22 protein-coding genes are annotated in these 22,112 nt (G+C 62.8%); 15 read left to right on the top strand and 7 right to left on the bottom strand.

Annotation, left to right across the window (positions count from 1 at the left end; translation table 11 throughout):
• Positions 1–2: 2 nt before the first annotated feature.
• Both FGD77_RS18505 and FGD77_RS18500 read left to right on the top strand, forming a co-directional pair.
• A complete protein-coding gene (locus tag FGD77_RS18505) occupies positions 3–929 on the top strand; it encodes a 3-keto-5-aminohexanoate cleavage protein (RefSeq protein WP_255012278.1) in 927 nt (308 codons plus the stop codon).
• On the top strand, positions 929–1,396 hold the full coding sequence (locus FGD77_RS18500; protein WP_255012275.1) for an N-acetyltransferase: 468 nt from the start codon (positions 929–931) through the stop codon (positions 1,394–1,396). Before FGD77_RS18505 ends, FGD77_RS18500 begins: the two co-directional genes overlap by 1 nt.
• Positions 1,397–1,465: 69 nt before the next feature.
• On the opposite strand, the gene FGD77_RS18495 is transcribed toward FGD77_RS18500, so the two are convergent.
• On the bottom strand, positions 1,466–2,242 hold the full coding sequence (locus tag FGD77_RS18495; protein WP_255012273.1) for a lysophospholipid acyltransferase family protein: 777 nt from the start codon (positions 2,240–2,242) through the stop codon (positions 1,466–1,468).
• A 242-nt stretch (positions 2,243–2,484) separates the two neighbouring features.
• On the opposite strand from FGD77_RS18495, the gene FGD77_RS18490 reads away from it, so the two are divergent.
• Positions 2,485–2,826 (top strand): zinc ribbon domain-containing protein YjdM, encoded by a 342-nt coding sequence (locus tag FGD77_RS18490; protein WP_255012272.1) that lies wholly within the window; start codon positions 2,485–2,487, stop codon positions 2,824–2,826.
• A 275-nt stretch (positions 2,827–3,101) separates the two neighbouring features.
• Here FGD77_RS18490 and FGD77_RS18485 read toward each other — a convergent pair whose 3' ends face one another.
• The 3 genes from FGD77_RS18485 to nhaC form a co-directional block, all read right to left on the bottom strand.
• Entirely contained in the window at positions 3,102–4,946 is a 1,845-nt protein-coding gene (locus tag FGD77_RS18485; RefSeq protein ID WP_255012267.1) for a heavy metal translocating P-type ATPase, read from the bottom strand.
• Positions 4,947–5,237: 291 nt separating this feature from the next.
• On the bottom strand, positions 5,238–5,693 hold the full coding sequence (locus tag FGD77_RS18480; protein ID WP_255012266.1) for a group III truncated hemoglobin: 456 nt from the start codon (positions 5,691–5,693) through the stop codon (positions 5,238–5,240).
• Between the two features lie 292 nt (positions 5,694–5,985).
• A complete protein-coding gene (gene nhaC / locus FGD77_RS18475; RefSeq protein ID WP_255012265.1) occupies positions 5,986–7,515 on the bottom strand; it encodes a Na+/H+ antiporter NhaC in 1,530 nt (509 codons plus the stop codon).
• A 352-nt stretch (positions 7,516–7,867) separates the two neighbouring features.
• On the opposite strand from nhaC, the gene FGD77_RS18470 reads away from it, so the two are divergent.
• Complete coding sequence (locus FGD77_RS18470) at positions 7,868–8,803, top strand: YihY/virulence factor BrkB family protein (protein WP_255012258.1); 936 nt, start codon at positions 7,868–7,870, stop codon at positions 8,801–8,803.
• 63 nt (positions 8,804–8,866) lie between these two features.
• On the opposite strand, the gene FGD77_RS18465 is transcribed toward FGD77_RS18470, so the two are convergent.
• Both FGD77_RS18465 and FGD77_RS18460 read right to left on the bottom strand, forming a co-directional pair.
• A complete protein-coding gene (locus FGD77_RS18465) occupies positions 8,867–10,177 on the bottom strand; it encodes a glutamine synthetase family protein (protein WP_255012257.1) in 1,311 nt (436 codons plus the stop codon).
• Positions 10,174–11,046, bottom strand: coding sequence for a MurR/RpiR family transcriptional regulator (locus FGD77_RS18460; protein WP_255012255.1), 873 nt, complete (start codon positions 11,044–11,046; stop codon positions 10,174–10,176). Before FGD77_RS18460 ends, FGD77_RS18465 begins: the two co-directional genes overlap by 4 nt.
• Positions 11,047–11,198: 152 nt before the next feature.
• Here FGD77_RS18460 and FGD77_RS18455 point away from each other — a divergent pair, with 152 nt between their 5' ends.
• From FGD77_RS18455 to FGD77_RS18405, 11 genes are all read left to right on the top strand, one after another.
• On the top strand, positions 11,199–12,008 hold the full coding sequence (locus FGD77_RS18455) for an N-formylglutamate amidohydrolase (protein WP_255012254.1): 810 nt from the start codon (positions 11,199–11,201) through the stop codon (positions 12,006–12,008).
• A complete protein-coding gene (locus FGD77_RS18450) occupies positions 12,005–12,652 on the top strand; it encodes an isochorismatase family cysteine hydrolase (protein ID WP_255012243.1) in 648 nt (215 codons plus the stop codon). The genes FGD77_RS18455 and FGD77_RS18450 overlap by 4 nt, the downstream gene beginning before the upstream one ends.
• A gap of 51 nt (positions 12,653–12,703) precedes the next feature.
• Positions 12,704–13,879 (top strand): ABC transporter substrate-binding protein, encoded by a 1,176-nt coding sequence (locus tag FGD77_RS18445; RefSeq protein ID WP_255012239.1) that lies wholly within the window; start codon positions 12,704–12,706, stop codon positions 13,877–13,879.
• A 63-nt stretch (positions 13,880–13,942) separates the two neighbouring features.
• A complete protein-coding gene (locus FGD77_RS18440; protein WP_255012236.1) occupies positions 13,943–14,689 on the top strand; it encodes an ABC transporter ATP-binding protein in 747 nt (248 codons plus the stop codon).
• Positions 14,682–15,389 carry an ABC transporter ATP-binding protein gene (locus tag FGD77_RS18435; protein ID WP_255012235.1) on the top strand — a complete coding sequence of 236 codons (708 nt, stop codon included), beginning with the start codon at positions 14,682–14,684 and terminating at the stop codon, positions 15,387–15,389. The genes FGD77_RS18440 and FGD77_RS18435 overlap by 8 nt, the downstream gene beginning before the upstream one ends.
• Before the next feature lie 3 nt (positions 15,390–15,392).
• Positions 15,393–16,283, top strand: a complete 891-nt coding sequence (locus tag FGD77_RS18430; protein WP_255012234.1) for a branched-chain amino acid ABC transporter permease — start codon at positions 15,393–15,395, stop codon at positions 16,281–16,283.
• Positions 16,284–16,286: 3 nt separating this feature from the next.
• Positions 16,287–17,315, top strand: a complete 1,029-nt coding sequence (locus FGD77_RS18425) for a branched-chain amino acid ABC transporter permease (protein WP_255012228.1) — start codon at positions 16,287–16,289, stop codon at positions 17,313–17,315.
• Entirely contained in the window at positions 17,312–17,989 is a 678-nt protein-coding gene (locus FGD77_RS18420; RefSeq protein WP_255012226.1) for a cysteine hydrolase family protein, read from the top strand. The genes FGD77_RS18425 and FGD77_RS18420 overlap by 4 nt, the downstream gene beginning before the upstream one ends.
• A gap of 436 nt (positions 17,990–18,425) precedes the next feature.
• The gene (locus FGD77_RS18415; RefSeq protein ID WP_255012223.1) at positions 18,426–19,352 is read left to right on the top strand and encodes a sulfurtransferase; all 927 of its coding nucleotides are present in this window, start codon (positions 18,426–18,428) and stop codon (positions 19,350–19,352) included.
• Positions 19,352–20,488, top strand: coding sequence for a YeeE/YedE family protein (locus tag FGD77_RS18410; RefSeq protein WP_255012212.1), 1,137 nt, complete (start codon positions 19,352–19,354; stop codon positions 20,486–20,488). Before FGD77_RS18415 ends, FGD77_RS18410 begins: the two co-directional genes overlap by 1 nt.
• Positions 20,485–20,649: a hypothetical protein gene (locus FGD77_RS18405; protein WP_255012211.1), complete on the top strand. Its 165-nt coding sequence runs from the start codon at positions 20,485–20,487 to the stop codon at positions 20,647–20,649. Before FGD77_RS18410 ends, FGD77_RS18405 begins: the two co-directional genes overlap by 4 nt.
• Before the next feature lie 104 nt (positions 20,650–20,753).
• On the opposite strand, the gene FGD77_RS18400 is transcribed toward FGD77_RS18405, so the two are convergent.
• Positions 20,754–22,037, bottom strand: a complete 1,284-nt coding sequence (locus tag FGD77_RS18400) for a serine hydrolase (RefSeq protein ID WP_255012210.1) — start codon at positions 22,035–22,037, stop codon at positions 20,754–20,756.
• Between the last annotated feature and the right edge of the window lie 75 nt (positions 22,038–22,112).

Genomic DNA, 22,112 nt, shown 5'->3' with positions numbered 1-22,112 from the left:
CCATGTCGAAAATCATCATCACCTGCGCGATCACCGGATCGATCCACACGCCGTCGATGTCGCCCTACCTGCCGATCACCGCCGATCAGATCACCGAGCAGTCCATCGCCGCCGCCGAGGCGGGCGCGGCGATCCTGCACCTGCATGCGCGCGACCCCAAGGATGGCAGGCCCTCGGCCAGCCCCGAACATTTCAACGCGTTCCTGCCGCGTATCAAACAAAATTGCGACGCGGTGCTGAACCTGACCACCGGCGGCAGCGCCACCATGACGCTGGAGCAGCGGCTGGCGGCGCCGATGCAGGCCGAGCCGGAAATGTGTTCGCTTAACATGGGCAGCATGAACTTTGCGCTCTATCCGGCGGCCGAGCGGATTACCGAATGGAAATACGACTGGGAAAGGCCGTTTCTGGAAAATTCCGATGATCTGATTTTCAGGAACACGCCGCGCGACATGGCGCATGTTATGACCGAGATGGGCGACAAGCGCGGCGCGCGGTTCGAGTTTGAATGCTACGATGTCAGTCACCTTTATATGCTCAGACACTTCGTGGATCGCGGGCTGGTCAAGGCGCCGCTGTTTATCCAGTTCGTCTTTGGCGTACTGGGTGGCATCGGGCCGGACCCCGAAAACCTGACGCATATGAAGCTGATTGCCGACAAGTTGTTTGGCGAGGATTATACGTTCTCCGTGCTGGCGGCGGGCCGCCACCAGATTCCGCTGATTACCATGTCGGCCATCCTTGGCGGTCATGTGCGCGTGGGGCTGGAGGATTCCCTGATGATCTCGCGCGGGCAGCTGGCCAAAACCAATGCCGAGCAGGTGCGCAAAATCCGCCGCATCGTTGAGGATCTGGGGCGCAATGTGGCCACTGCCGAGGAGGCGCGCGCGATGCTGCACCTCAAGGGCGGCGACGCGACGGCGATCTGATGAGCGTCGCAATCCAGATCGTCACGCCCGAAACCCTGCCTGCATTCCACGCCGGGCTGCGCCACCTGTCGGACCATCTGGGCGACTCGCACCGCGCCGATGCGGATGCGCTGGGTGCCGCGCTGTTTGGCCCGCACCCCTTCGCGCTGGGTATGGTTGCCGAGGATGGCACCGGCGCGCTGCTGGCGATGCCGGTCTTTTCAACCATCTATGGCGGCGCGGGCCTATATGTCAGCGATCTGTGGGTGGCCGAGGCCGCGCGCGGCACCGGCATGGGGCGGCGCCTTCTGTCTGGCGCGCTGAACCAGACGCTCTGGGGCGCGCCGCGTTTCCTGAAACTCACGGTCTACGAGGATAACCCCAGCGCGCGCGCCGTCTATGACCGGCTGGGGTTCCAGCCGCAGGAGGCCGACACGGTCATGCTGCTGGAAGGCGCGCAGCTGGGCGCGCTGAAGGACATGACATGAAAGCGATATGCAACGACCGCCAGTGAAGGCCGATCCGCAGAGCGTCATGGCCAATGGCCTTATCACCCACTACAGGCCCTGCCAGCGGCGCAACATCCAATACCATTGATCGGGCGTGTCCAGGATCCGCGCCGATAGGCTGTCGTTGAAGGCTTGGGTCATTGTCAGGGCATCGCTCGGGGGGATGGGCGCCTCGAACTCTACCGCGAAAGTGCTGCCTGCGCCGATCCGCGTGCCATACGCGGGGACCATGGGAATGTCGTATTTCAGGGCCAGACGTGCAGCCGCGAGCGAGGTAAGCGCATCGTGACCCAGGAAGGACATGCGCACGCCGTCGACGACCTTTTCATCCAGCAGGATCGCGATAAAGCCGCCCCTGCGCAGATGGCTGACCAGTGCCTTGGTTCCGATTTTTCCGGTGGCCACGATCGGCCTGCCGCCCGCCTCGATGCCGGCCAGCAGGCGGCGCTGGTAGTGGCGGTTCGTCTGCGGGCGATAGACGGCGCCGGTTTCCATTCCGCGAGCTTTCAGCACGGCGCGGATGGCCTCCCACTGGCCGAAATGGCCGGAGACGATGATAGCGCCCTTACCCTGGCTGCGCGCAGCCTCTAGCGCCCCAAGGCCGGGGCCGGAGATGGTAATCCTGTTCTGAAGCCTTTGAAATTCGTCGCAATGGTAGATTTCGAACAGTGTCTTGCCCATGTTTCTGCCGATGCTCTGGCAGAGCCTCATACGCTCCGGGCGCGGCATGTCGGGCACGACGCGGATCAATTCACGGTCCAGCCGGCGCCGGGCGGCGGGAAACCAGCGCGCGGCAAAGCCGATGAAATTTCCGAACGCACGCACCCGTGCGTCGAATCCGCGGCGCTTTGAAAAGGTGAGCGCGGACAGCAGTGGGGCATATCGAAGATGATGCCAGAACGTGATGAAATGTCGGGAGGGCACGGGTGCTATATGGGTGCAATCGCGGCATTCGCCAATAGCTAAAATCTGGCACGCTGTCCTTTGGGGCCCGACTGGCGCTGGAATGCGCACGGTGCGCCGATCTCCTTCTGGCCACTGCCGGGCTATCGGTCTATACGCGGCGCATGACCCAAGCCCTGCCTCCATGCCCCGAATGTGCGTCTGTTTATACCTATCAGGTGGACGCTTTGCTCATTTGTCCCGAATGTGGCCATGAATGGTCGCCGCAGGCGCCACCCGAGGCCGCTGCCGAGGTGCGCGACAGTGTCGGCAATGTTCTGAAAGACGGCGACACGGTGACGGTGATCAAGGATCTCAAGGTCAAGGGATCGTCATCCGTGGTCAAGGTCGGGACCAAGGTGCGTGGTATCCGGTTGGTTGATGGCGATCACGACATCGACTGCAAAATTCCCGCATTCGGCCAGATGAGTCTGAAATCCCAGTTCGTCAAAAAGGTGCCCGACTAAAGCGTTTGGGATTATTTCAGTGTCAGCGCGAACCCGAAAAGCAACGTATCATAGAAGCGTTGCGCGCGTTTCCTGATAGACGCGGATGTCGCGGGGCATAGCCTGTTGGTTATTATTTGCTAACTATGCCCTGGGCAAGCGCGGCTTTTCATTGGTGGGCGAAGGGCGCAGCCTACTGGCATTCAGATGCGACTGTTCGGCAGTCCGCGACCGGAGGGGGCGGGGGCACCGGCAACGCTCAGGCGTGGCTCAGCGAGACCGGCGCGGGGCGTTTTTCAGGGGGCGCACTTTGGCATGATCCGCAGCGCCCGCAGCGCGTTCAGGATCACCGCGACGTCGATCACTTCTTGCAGGATCGCGCCCTCAACCGGGCTGAGATACCCCAGGGCGGCGGCGATCATGCCGATGATGGACAGCCCGATACCCGCGATGACGCTCTCCAGTGCGATCCGCCGCGCGCCGCGCGCCACCTCAAGCCCCGGCAGCAGGCGATCCAGCCGGTCGACCAGCAGCACGACATCCGCCGCCTCGGCAGAGGCCGCCGTTCCGCGCGCGCCCATCGCCACCCCTACATTAGCGGCGGCCAGCGCCGGCGCGTCGTTGACGCCATCCCCGACCATCATCACCGGGCCGTGTTCACGCTCGGACAGCACCAGGCGCACCTTCTGATCGGGAGCCATCTGGGCGTGGACCTCGTCCAGATCCAGCCCCTCGGTCACGCCATCGGCAACTGCCTGCCGGTCGCCCGTGGCCAGCAGGATGCGCGCGATTCCGATCCGGCGCAGCCCGGCCAGAAACCCGCCCGTGCCGCTGCGCAGCATATCCGCCATGACCAGATATCCGACCAGCTGGCCATCGACGGCAACGGCCACCGTCACCTCGGCCTCGGACGTGGCGGGATGGTCCGAGTGGCCTGAGCCGACCTGCCCGATAACGAAATCCGCGCCGCCTAAGGCGATCCGGTGGCCGTCGACCAGCCCGGTGATGCCCGCGCCGGGTGTCTCGACGGGATCAACCGGAACGGGCAGGCCCATCTCGCGGTCCTGCGCCGAGGCGACGATGGCCTGAGCCACGGGATGTTTCGAAGCCTGATCGAGGGCGGCGGCATAAAACAGGATCTCGTTTGCGGTCAAATCCGACTGCGTCTCAACAGTCAAAATCCGGGGGCGCCCGTCCGTCAGCGTGCCGGTCTTGTCCAGAATTACCGTCCTGATCCGGGCCATCGCCTCTAGCGGGCCGGCGCCCTTGATCAGCACGCCGTAATGCGCGGCGCGCGACATGCCGGCCACCAGCGCGACCGGCACGGCCAGGATGAGCGGGCAGGGCGTGGCCACGACCAGCACGGCGACCGCACGAATGGGATCGCCGCTGAACCACCACGCTGCGGTGGCGATGGCGACCGTGACAACAAGGAAAACCAGCGAATAACGGTCGGCAAGCCGCACCATTGGCGCCTTGGATTTCTGCGCCGCCTCGACCAGCCGGACGATCCCGGCATAGGTGCTGTCGGTCGCCCGGTGGGTGGCGCGCAGATCGAACGCATCGCCGGTGTTGGTCGAGCCGCTCATCACGTCGCCGCCGCGGGGCAGGCGGGCCGGCATCGCTTCGCCGGTCAGGGCCGACTGGTTCAGGACCGCGCCATCGGCTTCGACGGTGCCGTCCACCGGGGCGATATCGCCCTGCCGGATCAGCAGCAGATCGCCGGGCGCAATGTCGTCCAGATCCACCTCGACCAGCGCGCCATTGTCATGGCGCGTTGCGGATCGCGGCACGCGCGATAGCAGATCGCTCATCTCGCGGCGGGCGCGGCGTTCGGCAAAGCTCTCTAGGAAAGTGCCGCCGGAATACATCAGGGCGACGACCGCCGCCGCGAGGGTTTCACCGAAAACCAGCGCTGCGGACATCGACAGCGCGGCGACGATGTCCAGCCCGACATCGCCCTTGGACAGGCTGCGAATAATCTCAAAGACGAGGGCGGCCAGCACCGGGGCGACACCGGCGGTCCAAACGATGTCGGCCAATTGCGGATGCCCCGTCGCCCAAATCCCCAGACCAAGGACAAGCCCGACCAGCGCAATCGCCACCAACACGACGTTCAGACGATCCTGAAATCCTGACATTATCTTAGCTGCCGCCTCTGGTTGGCTTGATCTGCAAACTGGTTTGCGGCGCGAATAGCGGACCGCTGGGGGTCTGGTGGAAATTCCCTTGCTTGCGCAGGAAGAAAAGGACGTTCAGATCCAATCTACGGGCCGTTGCCGCCACCTCCAAGCCCCCTTTGATCATCAGGGCGGATACCCACCAACTTGGCGGGCGCTGTCAAGGCTGCAACGGACACCAACTGGCGTTGGGTCAGTGAACTACGCTTTGACGATTGTGGGGACATGCGGGTCATTCCCGACCAAAGTGTTTTAATCACGCTCGGCGTCAGTGTGACCTTGGAAGATCGCGTTTTCCAGATAGGCGGCCACGCGCTCGGCCCGGATCATCAGATAGTTTGCCGCAGCAACCGTCGGAGCGGTTTCATCAAGCGTGGCGCGAAACAACTCTAGCCAGCGTTTGAAATCCTCGTGCCGGAGATCAGGCAATTTGCGATGCACCTCGACCAGGTCGCCGACATATTCGTCCGTCTCCAGCGTGTTGGATATCCAGAATGTGATCATCTGCGCGACCTGCCGCGCCCTGTGTTCCTCGTCCTCAATCGCATAGAACCGGCCAAGGCTTTTGTCGGCGCGCAGACGCGCAACGAAAAAATGGATCAACCGCAGCAGATACGTTTCATCGATGCCGATGATCTCTGCCGCCTCGCGCCGCTGCGTGCGTGTTCGTTCGCAGGAGTCCGTTTCAAATTTGAGTTGATTGCACATATCGCGTCTCCTTCGCGAATGTTCGGGGCCATCAAATGGATTTCACCCCACGTATTAAGACAACGCCTGATCTGGGCTTTGGGTTCCATAGCCCTACCGGGATCGCGGCGCTCATATTCAGGCCCATATTCAGAAAGAACCATAAAACAGCTCTGTTGCATGGAGCGCGTAACTGGTTTCGGCCAAACTGGCCCAAAGCGCGTGAAACCCTCCGGCACTGGAAACTATAGGTATTTCCCGCCCTGTCTGACGTGCAACAGGGCGGGAAGATGGTACTCGGCAAGCGCAGAATTTACTCGGCAGGGACCGTTTGAGCGTCAGCAGGTGTCAACGGATGTTCGTAACCATATTGGCTCATATCCGTGATTTCACGATCGCTATCGACCCAATCCTGACGTTCGGCCTCGCCCGCGCGCGGCGAGAAAAGCCCGGTCCACGCATAGATGATTCCGATCACCGGTGTGACCCAGCAGGCAAACGACAACGGAATATACAACAGGTTTTCAAGATTTCCCGACGATATGCCCAGCCCGAGTGCCGTGATTACAAATGCGCCGCCGGCATTCCAGGGAATCAACGGTGACATCAACGTCCCGCCTTCTTCGGTCGCCCGTGACAGGTTCAGCGTGGAATATCCCATGCCCCGATAGACCGGCGAATACATGCGCCCCGGCAGTGCGATCGACAGATAGGGATCGCCCGCCACCAGGTTCGTTGCAAACGAAGTGCCGATTGCCGCCGTCTGTACCCCGGCAAAGCTGTGCACCTTGGTCAGGATCGCGGCGATGATGGTTTGCAGGCAGCCCGTGCGCTCCAAAACGCCGCCAAAGCCAAGCGCGATCAGGATGAGAGAGATCGTCCACATCATCGACTGGATACCACCTCTATTCAGCAGACTGTCGATTTCGCTGACGCCTGTATCAATCTTGTAGCCACCGTTCGCGAACTGGAACACCTCATGCAGGGTTACCCCCTGGGCAATGATCGCAACCAGACCGCCGACCAGCACACCGGCGAACAGCGACGGAATCGGTGGTTGTTGCAGGACGGCAAGCGCGACAACCAGCAGCGCGGGCACCAGCAACCACGGAGAAATCGTGAAATTCGTCTGAAGTGCGGATGTAATCGCGTCAATCCGCTCAAATGCGGCGCCGTCGACGCCCTCCATCAGACTGAAACCGGCCCAGACATAAATCCCCAATGCGATCAGCATGGCGGGAACGGTGGTCGGCATCATGTTGCGGATATGGGCGAACAGGTTTTGGCCAGTCACGGCGGGGGCAAGGTTGGTCGTGTCTGACAGCGGCGAAATCTTGTCGCCAAAGAAGGCCCCTGAGACGACGGCACCGGCGGTCCAGTACATCGGCACGTCAAATCCGGCCCCGATCCCCATCAGCGCAAGACCCACGGTGCCGACCGTGCCCCAAGAGGTGCCAAGCGACAAAGAGACGATTGCACACATGACCATGGCAGCGGCCAGAAAGATCTTCGGCGACAGGATGATCAGCCCGTAATAGATCAACGTCGGCACCGTACCGCTGGCAATCCAGACACCGATGATCATGCCGACGACGATCAGCACCGACACGGATGGCAACGAGACAGTGATGACCCTGAATACGCCCTCTTCCAGTCCGCTCCAGTCATGTCCCAGATAGATGCCCAGCACGCCGGTGATCGCCAGCCCGATCGCCAGCGGAATCTGCGGCGTGAAATCGCTGAAATAAAACAACTGCAAGGCTAACAGCAGCAGGGTCAGCACGACCGGCACAAGGGCCAGGAACAGCGTTGGTCGGCGCGGTGCTTTGGCTTCGGTTGACATGGATCTTTTCTCCTGTTGGATATTCAAGGCGCCTGCGGGCGGAAATATGCACCTTTCAAATGTCTTTGTTGTTTGGTCTTTCCTTGGGTCATTCCTTCCAGCGTTGGCGCCGTTTGCTTGGCCATCCGTGATCGTTTAACGCGAGCAGTGCCCAAAATTGGGTACAGTTCGATCGGGCCGCAGATTTAGGTTGTTTGATACGGTTCACGATAGCAACCCTTTGTTCGATCGGGGCTATGCGGTCCGTCAGCTGCGGAATTCTTTGTGGTGCACTCGGCGCGACGGCGGTATCCTTGGCTGGCCCGCGTACTACCAGAGCGTGCGGGCACCACATTTTGGGCGGGGTCGAAGCATGAATGCCAAGTCTGGTCACGACACCCGGCGCGAGGTCGTGATGACTCACGGGATCCTTAGTAAAAACCCCGAAGACCTGTTTTACGGAACGGGATGGCGCGTTGTGCGGGCGGTTTTGCGCGAAGCAATCCTGAGATTGTGGAGCGATGATGCATTCGGATTGGCGGGTAATGTCGCCTTCCGCGCCCTGCTGGCGCTTTTCCCGTTCCTGATCTTTACCAGCGCGATGACAGCCTTTATCGGCGACCGGTCCATGGCCGACGATCTCGTCGATTTTCTGATCGCCATCGTGCCTTCGCACCTGATCGAACCTATCGTGTCAGAGGTCGAACAGGTGATGACCGTGCCGCGCGGGGGCGTCCTCAGCGTCGGTATCCTGCTGACGATCTGGTTCGCGGTCGGTGGCGCCGACGGTGTGCGTGTCGGGCTGAACCGTGCCTATGGAATTCGCGAAACCCGATCCATGGTCGTGCGCTATAGTGTCGAGGCGGCAATGGTCGTCCTTGCCAGTCTGGCCCTCGTGCTGGTCGGCTACCTTCTGGTTCTTGCGCCGCGCGCCGGGTCGTGGCTGCATACGGTCATACCGGATTTCGATCCCGCGTCGGTCACGATCAGGTTGATCCGCTTTCCAGCGTCGGCGACCATCTTCGTGGTCGCGCTTTTTGCGGCGCATTTCGTGCTGCCGGCGCGCCGGACGACATTTTCCAACACATGGCCGGGCGTTGTGTTTACCGCCGCCGCGTGGACGCTGCTTGCCGCTGCCTTTTCGTATTACGTCGGCAGTTTTGGCACCTACGCAAGCTACTATGCCGGGATGGCGGGAATTATCGCCGCCCTCTATTTCATGTATCTTGCGGCGCTTCTGCTGATCTTCGGAGGCGAGCTTAACCGGGCGCTGCGCATCAGGCGTCTTGCCCGCGCGCTGCGCGACTGAGGGTGCAGCCAGCCCGCGGCACGATCCTCCATTAAGCAGCGCGGCAAGGCGGGCAGGGACGCCTCAATAGACCTCCTCGTAGCGGCGGCATTGCTCGACCGGGTTCAGTCCGGCGACCATGGCCGCCTCGCCCTGCTTGTGCTTGACGTAAAGATCGACGAATCCCTCGGGAAACCAGCCAGCCACCGTTTCATTGGTGGCAAAAAGCTCCAGCGCCTGCTCCAGGGTTTGCGGCAGGCGCTTGTGCCCGCTGGCGGCCAGATCCTCGGGTGACAGCAGGGACAGATCCTGCTGCGTGGCATCGGGGACGCTCAGACCCTCTTCGATGCCCTGCGCGCCGGCATGGACCAGCGCGGCCAGCACCAGATAGGGGCTGGCGGCGGCGTCGGCGGCCCGAAATTCGAAGTGGTACTGGCGCGCACGGGCCAGATCGGAAATATCCGAAACCGGGCAGATCCGTACCGACGCCTCGCGGTCGCGAAAGCCGAGGTTGTTGAACGCTGCACTCCAGCGATGCGGCGTCAGGCGCAGATAGGACACGACGCTGGGCGCGGTGATGGCGGTGAACGCGTCCAGATATTTCAGGATACCGGCCACGAATTGCCCGGCATGACGGGACAATTCATGTTTGCCGTCCGCATCATGGGTGGCCGGATCGCCATTCGCATCGATCAGGCTGATATGCACATGCACGCCGTTGCCCACCGCATCGGGGCCGCGGATCGGCACGAAGGTCGCACCCTTGCCGAACCGCGCTGCAACGGCGTGGATCAATTCGCGCAGGATCACTGCCTGATCTGCGATGGCCATGCCCTGAGCCGGGTCCATCGTCACCTCGAACTGGCCGGGGCCGAATTCGCGCAGGAACGTGTCGGGCGCGATGCCGTTATCGCGCATCGCCGCAACCAACGTCTCGCCAAAGGCGCGCCATTGGCGGAATCCGGCGGCCGAGTACGCGGTGCCGGGCTGCGGCGCCTCATCACGGATCTGGAATTCATGCTCGAACGCGCCGTTCAGCGTCAGGTCCGACACGCGCTCCAGCCGGGCCAGCGCATCGCGCAGGATCGCGCGGGTGCAGAACTCCCAAGGCGTGCCGTTCGTGTACCGGATATCGCCCAGCATCAGCACCTCATCTGGTGCGCCATCCTCGGGCAGGCGCATCACCGCGGCCTCGACCGGGATCAGCACCAGATCCCCGAACGACCCAAAGGGCGTGTCGGCGATTTTATCGAAACAGGTGATCTGCACATTTGTGGGCGTCCAGCCAATCCCGCGCTTCAGCCGCTTTTCCAGTTGCGACGCCGGAAAGGATTTGCCCCGGACCTTGCCGGCGATGTCGCTGGTGCAGGCCAGTATCAATTCTTCGCGTTTCATCGGCTGTCCTCGTTCTTTGGTGTGCTTTTACCCTCAAGCCGGGCGCGCAGGGCGTCCCAGTCCTTGATGCGTTGCTCGGTGCTGTGCCAGTTCTGCTCGGATACGGTGACGACCAGCGCCTCGATCAGGGCCAGCGCGGCGGCGCCGGTGTCCCAGGCGGTGCCAATCTCGATCGGCAGGGCGATGACGTGGCTGGAATGGCGGGCGGCGGGCGATTGCCATTTATCGGTAATCAGCACCACCTGCGCGCGGCGCTGCTGGCTGATGGCGGCGGCCAGCCGTTCCAGCGATGGCTGATAGCGGCGGAAATCGAACAACACGGCCACGTCGCGGCGGCGCATCTGCAGCGCCGTATCCGGCCATAGTTCGGGGTCGTCCGCCAGATGATGAATGCCGGGCCGGATCTGGCGCAGATGCACCGACAGGAACCGCGCCAGTGTGTCGCTGATCCGCCCGCCGCGCACATAGATGTTGCGCGCCGGATCGCCCAGCAGGGCGGCGACACTGTCCAGCTGCTGCTGCGTGATGGTCTGGGGCAGTTGACGCACCAGATCGGCAGCGCGCTGGGTATAGCTGTGCAGGAAACAGGCGCCCCTGCCGTCGCCCGCCAGCGCATGCAGATCGCGGGGGGACCGGCTGCCCTCGCGCAGTTCCCCGATCAGGGCATTCTGGAAATCGCCAAACCCCGCAAAGCCCAACCTGCTGACAAAGCGCGAGATCGACGGCGGGCTGACCCCCGTCGCATCGGCCAGTTGCTGGATCGGTTGCAGCCCGGCGAACGGGTAGTCGGCAAGTAGGGCATTGGCCAGCTTGATCTGCCCCGCCGTGAGACGGGTCAGGTTCGCACGCACGTCGTCCTGAACTGTCATCAGTGTCCTTTCGCAGGCGGGCGTCGCGCTGGCGCCGTTTGATTCGAAAGCATTGGATCATATGAAATTATCTTATCAAAGCCTAAATATGACTTGATCTTTGAGCTTCTATTTTCTTTACTTTCCTTAATCCCGGAGTCTGCTGCCTGATCATGTCCCATGCGTCCCATAGCCCGCGCCACGACGCGCCATGCCTTCTGTCGCCGTGCGATCCCGATCCGGTCGAGGTGGTTCGTGCGTCAGGCACCTCGCTCATATTTCTGCTGTGCGAGCATGCCGGACGGGCGGTGCCCGCTAACCTTGCCGGGCTGGGGCTGGATGGGGCCGATATGGACAGGCATATCGCCTGGGATATCGGCGCCGCAGCCACCGCGCGGCGCCTGTCGGACCTTCTGGACGCGCCGCTGGTGCTGCAACGCTACAGTCGTCTGGTCATCGACACGAACCGCCCGCTGAGCGCGCCTGATTGCATTCCCGAAATCAGCGATGGCACGATGGTGCCCGGCAATGCCGCGCTGGATGCTGCGGCGCGCGCGCAGCGCTATGACGAGATCCACCGCCCCCTGCATGACACAGTTGCGGAAATGCTGGACGCGCGCGCCGCAGCAGGGCGGCCGAGCGTGCTGGTCACGATCCATTCCTATACCCCGGTCTTTGCCGGGCAGGCGCGGCCCATGTCGGTCGGCTTTCTATATAACCGCGATGCGCGACTGGCGCAGGCGCTGAAGGCCGCGCTGACACAGATCGCGCCGGATGATATCATTGCGCTCAACGCCCCCTATGCGGTGGACGACGACAGCGATTATGCCATCCCCATCCATGGAGAACGGCGCGGCATCCCGCATGCCCTGATCGAACTGCGCAACGATCTAATTTCGAACACCGCCGGACAGCGGCTGTGGGCGGTTCGTCTGGCAGAGGCTCTGGGCGCCGCCCTCGAAACTTTGGAGATTACCCCGTGACCCACCCGCAAACCCGCGAAATCCCGCTTGATCCGGCCCGGTCGGGGCTTCTGTTCATCGACGTCCAGAACTTCTCGGTCGCCCGCGACGGGGGCGAATTCAGCGAGGTCTCCGACGCCGATATCGCCGGGAAATACGGCCACTACTTTGAGCGGATCAAAACCACCGCGCTGCCCAATATGCAAAAGCTGCAAAAGGGATTTCGCGCGGCGGGTATCGAGGTGATGTATACCACCATCGAGTCGCTGACGCTGGACGGGCGCGACCGTAGCCTTGATTACAAGATCACCGGCTTCAACGTGCCCAAGGGATCGCATGACGGCAAGGTCGTGGATGAAATCGCCCCCGAGGGCGATGAGATCGTGTTTCCCAAATCGTCCTCGTCGGTCTTTGTGTCGACCCATATCGACTATGTGCTGCGCAATCTGGGGATCACCCAGATCGTGCTGTGCGGCCTGCTGACCGATCAATGCGTCGAATCGGCGGTGCGCGATGCGTGCGATCTGAACTACCTCGTCACGCTCGTCCCCGACGCCTGCGCGACCTACAGTCAGGAGCGGCACGACAATTCGCTGAAAACCATCGCCGGTTATTGTCGGCAGGTGAACACAGACGACCTTCTGGCCGAAATCGCCCGAAGCTGACGATAAAAAGCGCCGGAAAAGGCGCGAAAACCAACCGGAGGAGAAAAGACCATGAGTATCAAGAAAACAGCCGCCTTGATCGCGTCCGGCGCGATGATGACGGCAGGCGCGGCATCCGCGCAGGATGGCGAAGAACTGCTGATCGGCGGCGCGCTGTCGCTGACCGGCATTCAGGCGCCGCTGGACACGCCCGGATTTCTGGGCGCCGAAGTGGCGGTCGACTACCTCAACGAAAACGGCGGCATCCTTGGCCGTCCCGTCAAATTCGTCAATATCGACGGCAAATCCGACCCCGTCACGGTCGGCAACGTCGCGGTCGAGCTGATCGACCGGGGCGCCGAACTGATCGTCGCACCCTGCGATTTCGACTTTGGCGGCCCGGCCAGCCGCGAGGCGCAGGAGGCCGGTCTGGTCGGCATTTCGACCTGCGCGTCCGATCCGCTTTATTCGTCGTGGTCGCTGGGGGACAAGCAGTTCACCCTGTCGATGTGGAACACCACGATGGGCGCCGTCGCCGCGAATTTCGCCTGCGAGGAAAAGGGCTGGAAAAAGGCCTATGTCGTCACCGATCAGTTCATCGCCTATACCAAATCGCTGTCGAAATATTTCGTCGAGCACTACCAGGATATCGGCTGTGAGGTGATCCTCGAGGATACCTATACCAACGGCGACAATGACTTTTCGGCGCAGCTGTCGCGCCTTCAGGCGCTGGACGAGACGCCCGACGTGATCTTCCTGTCGTCCTACGGGCAGGATATCGGCGTGATCATCCGCGCGCTGCGCGAGGCGGGCATCGACGCGCCGGTCCTGGGCGGCGACGCCTATGACGATCCGGCCATGCACGAGGCGCTGGGAGACAAGCTGGGCAATGACATCTATTTCGTCACCCATGCCTGGATGGGGCCGGAATCGCATCCGGATATGTTGAAATTCAACGAGCTTTACGCAGCAAAGCACGGCGAGGCGCCTGAATCGTCCTTTGTCGCGACCGGTTGGGACACCATCATGCTGATGGCCGCTGCGGTCGAAGCGGCGGGCACGACCGATGGCGCCGCTGTCGCCAAGGCATTGGAGGAGGGTGAGTTTGATCTGCTGACTGGCAAGCTGTCCTATTCGTCGGCCGAGGACGGCCACGAGCCCGACAAGGCCGCCGTGCTGACCGCGCTGGAAGGTGGCAAGCCCAGTTTCATGGGTTGGCGCCGCCCCGAGGCGCTGCCCAAGCCGTGATGCTACAGCGGGTGGCGGCGCATTGCCGCCGCTCGTTTTATCCAACTAAGGGATCATTGCACGATGCTGGATGATGCAAACCTCCGCGCGCCTCTGGAAGTGCGCGAGGCCTCGGTCGAATTTTCCGGCCTCAAGGCGCTGGATGCCGTCTCGCTGCGGCTGGAGCCGGGCGAGATCCTGGGCCTGATCGGCCCCAACGGTTCGGGCAAGACGACGACGATTAATGCCATCACCGGGCAGGTTCCGCTGGCCAATGGCGACGTGCGCATCGGCGAGCGCGTGATTTCCGGGCTGACCCCGCGCAAGATCGCCCTTCTGGGGGTGGCACGGTCATTTCAGATCGTGCGCTTGTTCAACAACATGACCACGCTGGAAAATATCGAGACGGCAGCACTGGCGCGCGGCGACAGTCGGCGCATTGCGCGCGCCAAGGCGCAGGCGCTGCTGGACGATTTCGGGTTGCGGCGCCATTCCGACGATCTGTGCGGCACGCTTAGCTATGGCGACAAGCGCCGGGTGGAAATCGCCCGCGCGCTGGCCGCCGAGCCGTCATTCCTGTTTCTGGACGAGCCTGCGGCGGGCATGAACGTGGCCGAAACCGATGCGCTGTTGGATATCCTGCGCGCGCTGCCTGCCGAGCGGGGCCTTGGTCTGCTGATCATCGACCATGATATGAGCCTGATCATGCGGCTGTGCGATCGCCTGCAAGTGATCTCGTCCGGGCGTACCATCGCCGAAGGCTCCGCCGAAGAGGTGCGCACCAACCGCGACGTGATCGAGGCCTATCTGGGAAGCGGCGCAGATGATTGAAGTCAAGGATCTCCACGTGCGCTACGGCGCCGTCCACGCGGTGCGCGGCGTGTCCTTCGCCGTTGCCGATGGCGAACTGGTGACGCTGCTGGGCGCCAATGGCGCGGGCAAATCATCCTCCATCCTGTGCGTCGCGGGCGCGATCAAGGCATCGGGCGGGCAGGTATTTCTGGACGGGCAGGACGTGACCTCGGCCAACCCCGAGGCGATGCTGCGCAAGGGCATGGCGACCGTGCCGGAGACGCGCGATGTGTTCCCCGACCTCACGGTCGATGAAAACCTGACGCTGGGTGCCTATGTGCGCCGCAGTGATCGCAAGGGCGTGGCTGAGGACCGCCAGCAGATGTTCGGGATGTTTCCGCGTCTGCACGAGCGGCGCGAGCAGGCCGCCGGCACGCTGTCGGGGGGGGAGCAGCAGATGTTGGTGATCGCCCGCGCGCTGATGTCGCGCCCGCGCATCCTGTTGCTGGACGAGCCGTCGCTGGGCCTTGCCCCCGCTATCGTCGACCAGATCTTTGAGATGATCGCAGAACTCAAGGCGCAAAAACTGACCATCCTTCTGGTCGAGCAGAACGCGCGCAAGGCGCTGCAAGTCGCCGACCGCGCCTATGTGCTGCGCCTTGGCGAGATTGCCGGCAGCGGCACCGCGCAGGAGATCGCATCGTCGAGCGACCTCGACGCGCTGTATCTGGGGGGCTGAGGCATGGATTTCGCGATACAGTTCATCATCAACGTGCTCAGCCTCGGCGGCGCCTATGCGCTGATGGCGCTGGGTTTGGTGCTGGTCTACGGCATCCTGAAACTGGTCAATTTCGCCTATGGCGAGCTGATCATGGTGGCGGGATACACCCTGCATCTGGTTGGCGGATCGCCCCTGCCGTGGCTGGTGATGGCGGCGGTGGCCGTCGTCATGGCGATGGTCGCGGGGCTGGCGACGGATTATGTCGCCTTCCGCCCGGTGCGCGCCAAATCAGTGACGGCGGTTCTGATCACCTCCTTCGCTTTTTCCAAACTGCTCCAGAACGCCGCGCTGCTGTTCATTTCGCCGCGTCCGCGCAGCGTGCCGCTGCCCGAGATTTTTTCGCAAAGCGTGATGATCGCAGGCACACCGACGCCGATGCGAGATATCATCACCATCGTTGCGGCTGTGCTGCTGCTGGGTCTGTTTGCATTCCTGATGCAAAAGACCGTCCTCGGCATCGCAATGCGCGCTGCGGCGACGAACTTCACCATGGCGCGGATGCTGGGTGTGCCGGCGAACCTGATCATTTCCTCCGCCTTCGCGATCAGCGGGCTGCTGGCCGGTGTCGTCGGCATCCTTTGGATCGGCCGTATCGGCACCGTCGCGCCCGCCATCGGGCTGGAGCCGCTGCTGATCGCCTTTATCGCCTGCGTGATCGGCGGCATGCGGTCGCTGCAGGGCGCAGTGCTGGGCGGTTTCATCCTCGCCCTTATCGACACGACGCTGAACTACACGCTGTCGCAGGATCTGCTGAAATTCCGCGACGCCTTTACCTTTAGCCTCGTCATCCTGATCCTTCTTTGGCGCCCCGAGGGCCTGATGAAGGGTCCGGCCAGCGGACAGCGGACCTGAGCCATGCAAAGAAACCTTCTGACATTTCTGATCCTTGGCGCGCTGATCGTGGCGGCGGCGCTGCTGGCTGAGTTCATGGGCATACGCCTGTACGAGCGGATCGCAACGACGATGTTCGTGTCGATGATCCTTGTGCTGGGCCTTCAGGTTTTCATGGGTAATTCGGGCATCCTGTCATTCGCGCATATCGGGTTTATGGGAGTGGGCGCCTATACCTCGGCTGTCCTGTCGATCCCGGACCGGATGAAGGGCATGGCGCTGCCCGATCTCTATCCCATTCTGGAGAACGTGCAGCTCAGCCCTTACCTGACCATCCTCATCGGCGGTCTGGTGGCAGCGCTGGTCGCGGCTGCGCTGTCCTATCCGCTGATGCGGCTGTCGGATGCGGCGGCGGTCATCACCTCCTTTGCGCTGCTGGTCGTGCTGCATACGGTCCTTACGCATTGGAGCGCCGTCACCAACGGGCCGCGCACCCTGTTCGGTATCCCCGAGGCGACCAGTCTGTGGCTGGCCTGCGGCGTGGCATTGGCCGCGCTGATCGGCGCGATGGCATTCAAGGAATCGCGCGCCGGACAGCTGCTGCGCGCCAGCCGCGATGACGAGGTCGCCGCCGCCGCCATCGGCGTGAATATCACCCGTCTGCGCTGGGTCGGCTTCATCCTTGCTGCGCTGTTTGCCGGGATCGGGGGTGCGCTCTGGGGGCATTTTGTCACCTCGTTTTCGCCGCGCGCGTTTTACCTGAAAGAGACGTTCCTGATCCTGTCCATGCTAGTGATCGGCGGTGCCAACACGGTGACCGGCGCGGTCATTGGCACGCTGATCGTGACCTTCGCCTACGAGGCGCTGCGCAGCGTCGAGGCTGGTATAAACGAGGCCGGGTTCATGCCGCAGCAGGTGATCGGCCTGACGGAAATCGTGCTGGCCCTTGCCATGATCGCGGTGCTGTCGCTGCGCCCCGGTGGGCTGTTCCCTGCGCGCGAGATCGGCACATTGTTAACCCTGAAACGCAAGACAGGAGGGAAATCCCCATGAGCTGGAAAACCGCATACCGTTCATTCTATTACGAAACCGCCGAGCCGCCCGAGGATATCGTGCTGGATCCGAAACGCACGGCGCTGCTGATGATCGACGTGCAGAAAACCTATCTGCAAGACAAGGAAACCCCCGAGGAAACCGCCCGCTGGCAGCCGTTCTACGCGCGGATGAACGACACTGTGATCCCGAACTGCGCCAAGCTGATAGAGACCTGCCGCGCCAAGAGGATCGAGGTGATCCACGCCCGCATCGCCTGCCACAAGGAGGACGGGCGTGACCGCTCGCTTAGCCAGAAGAAACCCGGTTTCAACTATCTGCTACTGCCCAAAACCCTGGAAGAGGCGCAGATCGTCGATGAACTGGCCCCGGTGGGGGATGAGATCACCGTCGAGAAAACAACCGACAGCGCCCTGACCGGCACCAACCTGCGGCTGATCCTGCGTAACATGGAGATCACGGATGTGATCGTCGCAGGCATCTTTACCGACCAATGCGTGTCGTCCACGGTGCGTAGCCTTGCCGACGAAAGCTTTGGCGTCGTCGTCGTCGACGATTGCTGCGCCGCTGCGACGATGGAACTGCACGAGGCCGAATTGCGGATCATCAATATGATTTATTGCCACGTCGCCAAACGCGACGAGGTCGAGGGCTTTGTTCAAGGGTCCGCATGATGGCAGACCTTTACGCCCGCGTCGCTGTCGTCGATGTCCCATCCGGGGGTTTTGTCCGCAGGCGGCTGCCGGGCGCAGGCTTAGCCGCCTGCGCGCATTGCTGGACGGTGAAACCCCGGCCAGCGACGTGGCGCGCAGTGTGATCGGCCCGGTCGATGTCGCCGGGCGGTGACAGTCGCCGGGCGCGACGTATTTCTAAAATATACTGGCGATTATGGGTTGATAAGAAAATCGTTCTGCTTCGGGGGGCTTTCGAGTTCAAAATTTCCGTTAATCCGGCCTTGGTTTGCGGCTGTGTCTGACCATCTTTGCGCCGCGCGAATTTCTGACTACGGTACAGGTCATCTGCCACAATCTGCCCCTTGTCACGCGGCCTGTTCCGACCGACATGGTCACTATCAATCTTGTGTTCAAACAGCCAATCCGAGGTGCCCCCATGAAGATTTTCGCCATCGCCGCGCTGGCCGTTGCCAGCTATGGCTCTGTCGCAGCGGCAGAAAATACGTTTGGCCCGCTGGTCGCGCCAGATGCCCTGAACGCCGGTCTGTCCGCAGATACGCTGCTGATCCTGGATATCCGGGGCGATGCCTATGGCGAAGGACATATCCCCGGTGCGATTTCGGCGCCTTACGCAGCGTTTCGCGGTCCGTCCGATAACCCCGGCCAAGTCATTCCCGAGGATCAGCTGGAGGCGACATTGCAAGGCTTGGGCGTGACCTTCGATCAGCCCATCGCCATCGTGCATGAGGGCGACAGCGACACCGATTTCGGCGCCGCCGCGCGGGTTTACTGGACGCTCAAATCGTCGGGCCTGACGCAACTGGCCATCCTGAACGGTGGCATGACCGCGTGGGAGGCGGCAGATCTGCCGCTGGACACCGATGCCGCCCAGCCGGTGGCGTCCGATATCGACATCACCTTTTCCGACGAATGGCTGGCCGACACAGATGATGTCGCGTCGGTTGTCGCGGGCGACCGCGATGCGGTGCTGGTCGATGCGCGCCCCGCCAGCTTTTACGAGGGCAAGCAATCGCATGGCGCCGCCGAACGTCCGGGCACATTGCCGGGGGCGCAGAATGTGACCCATTCGGTCTGGTTCAAGGATGGCACGTCGATCGTCGATGGCGCGACCGCAACTGACCTGATGGCGACGCTGGGCGTGAAAAAGGATACCGAGATCGTGTCGTTCTGCAACACGGGTCACTGGGCGGCGACCGACTGGTTCGCCATGTCAGAACTGGCCGGTGTGCCGAACGTCAAGCTGTATCCCGAGTCCATGGTCGGCTACTCCAAGACCGATAACGAGATGGCGAATGTGCCGGGCCTGTTCCAAAACCTTCTGAACAAGATCATGCCAAACTAATGTCCAATACGGTTCAATACGACGATGTGCGCGGCCCGTGGGGCCGCGTCCTGACGCGCGGCGCGTTGGTGATCGGGGCGCTGATTGCGATTGTGCTGGTCGCCGCGCTGGCCGGTCCGCGGTTCGGGCTGATGTTGGCGATCGGTCTGGGCCTTGGCATGACGCTGGAGGGGCTGCGCTTTGGCTTTGCCGGGCCGTGGCGGGCGATGATCCTGCGGCGTGATCCGGCGGGCATTCTGGCGCAACTTCTGTCGATTGGCATTGTCGCCATCGTCGCTATCCCCTTGCTGCAAAGCCATTCGGGCGAACTGGTCGGCGCCGAGGCGCCGGTTGGCCTTGCCATGATCGGCGGCGCCTTTGTCTTTGGCGCGGCGATGCAGCTGGTGCTGGGCTGCGGGTCCGGCACGCTGATCAATGCCGGCAGCGGCAATCCGGTGGGTCTGCTGACGCTGCCGTTTTTTGCCATCGGCAGTTTTTTCGGTGCGTATAGCCTGGTGTGGTGGACGGACCTGGGCAGCCTGCCGATCATCGTGCTGCGGGGCGGGCAGGGGCTGGCGATCACGCTGGCGCTGCTGGTGGCGGTCGCGGCGTTTTTGCTGTGGCGTGCAGCGCCGGGCACACGTCGGATTCCGGGCCGCCTGATCGTGGCGGCGCTGATCCTTGCGGCGCTGGCGATTGGCAATCTGCTGGTCGCGGGCCAGCCTTGGGGCGTGGTCTACGGGCTGGGTCTGTGGGTGGCCAAGGGCGCGGTTGGGGCAGGGGCGGATCTGAGCGGTTCGGCCTTTTGGTCGACGCCCGGCAATGCCGCCCGCGTGGGCGACAGCGTGTTGACGGATTACACGTCGTTGACCAATTTCGGGCTGATTGCGGGCGCCTTCGTGATCGCAAACTGGCGCGCCGGAGGGCTATCGGCGCGGATGCCGACGCTACCGGCACGCGCATGGGTGGCAACCGTGATCGCGGGGCTGCTGTTGGGTTTTTCCTCGCGGTTGGCCTTTGGCTGCAATGTCGGCGCGTTCTTTTCCGGCATCTCGACCGGAAGCCTGCATGGCTGGGTCTGGTTCGCTGCTGCCTTTGCCGGGGCGTGGGTAGGGGTCGGATTGCGCCCGCATCTGGGGCTGGAGCCACGCACATGAGTCGCCGTATCATCGCGCTGGCCGCACTGGCCCTTGTCCTGCTGGTGATCGGGCTGGACATCACGGCATCGCCGCCCAATCCTTATACGGCGCCACCGATCTTGGCCTTTGGGTCGGGCGTGGCGCCGTCCGGTGGGTTCTGCGGTGCCCTGCCGGACTGAGCCGCGCGCCATGCACAAATGAAAAGGCGGCACCGTTGTCGGTGCCTCCTTTTTGTGATCAGCCATGTTTTCCGCGCATGCCTGCGCAGGTGCGATTGCGACGTTCAGCGACGGCGCAGGAAATCGGTGAACTTCTTGGGGCTGGCCTCGGATTCGGCCAAGGCGTCGCGGATGGTGGTGACCGCCGACAGCATGTCGACAGTGTAGCTGTGGATCAGGAAGTCGGGCCAGGTCGAAAGCTTGACGGCCATGAACTCTGTCTGCGGATCGAGATAGATCAGCTGGCCAAAGACGCCTCGTGCCATGAAATCGCCGCGCTTCGCGTCATGAATCCACCACTGGCGACTATAGGCGCCGTGCGGCGATGTCGCTGTATAAGGTTCGCCGAAAGCGGCGGTATCGCCGCGGGCGCAGGCGCGCACCCATGCCTCCGGGACGACCTGACGCCCCTCGACGGCGCCGCCCTGCAACATCATCAGACCAAAGCGCGCATAGTCCCGCATCGTCGCGTTAAATCCGCCATCGGCCAGCGCGGTGCCTGCGGCGTCGACGGTAAAGAACCCGTCACGCTCGGCGCCGATATGTTGCCAGATGCGGTCCGACATCAGCGCGGCCAGCGATTGACCGCCCGCCCGCTCCAAGGCCCAGGCGGCAACGTCCGTTTCGATCGAGCGGTAGTTGAACGCCTCGCCATGGGGACGCTCGGCTTGCAGGGTCTGAATCACCTCGCGGATGGTCGGCACAGCCTCGCCCGGCACGGGCGGGCGCCAGCCACTGGCAATGTCAATCCGGGTCATGTCCGATCCGGGCATGTTGTATTCCTCGGTGAACCGCGTACCGGTGCGCATGTCCAGCACCTGACCGACGGTCGCGCCAGCGTAGCCCGAATTGCCCAGCTCGGGTATCAGGTCCAGGAGTGGTGCATGCAGATCCAGCGCGCCCTCGCCATTCAGAACGCCGGCCAGCGTGCCGACGAGCGATTTGGCGACCGATTGCGACAGATGCGGGGTGTGCCCCTCCATGTCGTTGAAATACTGCTCGGACACGACCTTGCCGCGGCTCATCACCAGAAACCCGTCGGTATAGCTGTGGGCCAGCCAGTCATCGATGGTGCTGGTCTCGCCCGCCATCGTCTTGAACGTGATCTCGCCCAGATCCTCCTGCGGAGCGGCGGGCAGATCGCGCACGGGGCCATCGCCGCGCCGTACGTCGGTTGTCGGGAACAGGCCGCGCATATTCTGGAATGACCAGCGGTTGTAGGGCGGCATGTCCCAGTTGGTTGGGCCGGGAATCTTGTCCGGCGCTGGCGGGAACCCTTGCATGATCCCCTGTTCGCGCGCGCTGAGCGGGGGTTGCGGCGCTGGGCTGGGGGCGACGGGGACGGTCATGGCGGGTTTCCTTAGGGCTGGGCGCGACGCGGTGCGCGCAAAACTTGACGGCGGGGTGCTGATATCGCGCCCCGC

Origin of the sequence: Roseovarius sp. M141 (assembly GCF_024355225.1) — a bacterium.
Classification (GTDB): Bacteria; Pseudomonadota; Alphaproteobacteria; order Rhodobacterales; family Rhodobacteraceae; genus Roseovarius.
Note: the sequence above shows the minus strand (reverse complement) of the source record. Positions and strands in the feature narration are given on the sequence as shown.